The 685-nt window shown below is 55.6% G+C and carries 1 protein-coding gene; it reads right to left on the bottom strand.

The window, feature by feature from the left end; all coding sequences use genetic code 11:
• Positions 1 to 132: 132 nt before the first annotated feature.
• Entirely contained in the window at positions 133 to 531 is a 399-nt protein-coding gene (locus JNK54_10780; protein ID MBL8024742.1) for a putative toxin-antitoxin system toxin component, PIN family, read from the bottom strand.
• Positions 532 to 685: the final 154 nt, after the last annotated feature.

Raw genomic sequence — 685 nt, 5'->3', positions numbered from 1 at the left:
GAACGTCAACAATTCAAAGGGTTTGGGGGTTAACTCAGACTTTACGTGAGGGATACTGTGCGCGCTCCGGAGGCCTTCATCAATTCATCGGCGCATGAGGGGTTCGCAGGGGAACTTCGTTTTTATTTGTTTTTAGTGACGGGCAAGGCGGAGGATTACGGCAGGGGCCACGATTGGAATCCCCCGGACGTCCTTGAGATCAAGCAAGTCCTTGTCCCCTGACACCAAATACTGGGCTTTCCCTCCCACCGCCGCCTCGAGAAATATCTGGTCCTTCGGATCGCGGCAGACGGGGGCCATGGGAAGAGGGTCCACTAGTTCGCTTGCGTTGGAGAGAAGATGATCCCATTTAGAAAAAAGCTCAGTCCTCGGGTCAATAAAGCGTCCGAAGATCTCACGATACTCTTCTAAAATGGGGAGCGACACCAAAAGCCTAAGGTCGCCCCCCAACCAAAGGTTCAGAACACGCTCCGGTGTGCCGTGCCACAGGACACCGGAGAGAACCACATTGGTGTCGATGACCACCCTCATCGTTTGGCGCGGGTTTCGCGAATGGCGCGGGCAAGATCGGCTTTTGTGAAGCCCATCTTTTTGGCGTGCTGGTGGCTCTCTGCGAAAAGGCGGCGAATGTCTTCCGTGGACGGGCGGCCGATCTTCTTCAACAGGACTGTATCCCCGTGGGCGA

It is taken from the genome of Elusimicrobiota bacterium (assembly GCA_016788905.1).
GTDB lineage: Bacteria > Elusimicrobiota > Elusimicrobia > FEN-1173 > FEN-1173 > JADKHR01.
Note: the sequence above shows the minus strand (reverse complement) of the source record. Positions and strands in the feature narration are given on the sequence as shown.

Excerpts from the sequence above, each read along its gene's own strand:
- JNK54_10780 (MBL8024742.1), bottom strand. The coding sequence starts at position 531 with ATGAGGGTGGTCATCGACACCAATGTGGTTCTCTCCGGTGTCCTGTGG.